General features: G+C 32.2%; 1 pseudogene. It reads right to left on the bottom strand.

What is annotated here, in order from left to right:
* Positions 1–144: 144 nt before the first annotated feature.
* Positions 145–273 (bottom strand): annotated as a pseudogene (locus LIZ87_RS23015) (cupin domain-containing protein); the annotation flags it as partial.

Genomic DNA, 273 nt, shown 5'->3' on the forward strand with positions numbered 1-273 from the left:
CTGCAATTTACATGGATTATGGAAATGTTAAAATAAACTTTGTACATACGAATACTATAGAGTAAACGTAATATTGAACAAAAAAGAAATGCACAGTTCTTAGCTTATCGTGAACTGTGCATTTTTGTAAATAAATACTTTTAATTAGCCGATTACGGCATCCTCTGCTGTAAAATGTTCCAGAGAATTTTCTTTTACCTGAATGCAGATATAAGTAATTCCAGAAATATCGGATGCAAAAAACTGACGCTTTGCAGCAGGTGCGATTTTTAG

Origin of the sequence: Lacrimispora sp. 210928-DFI.3.58 (assembly GCF_020554865.1) — a bacterium.
Classification (GTDB): Bacteria; Bacillota; Clostridia; order Lachnospirales; family Lachnospiraceae; genus Enterocloster.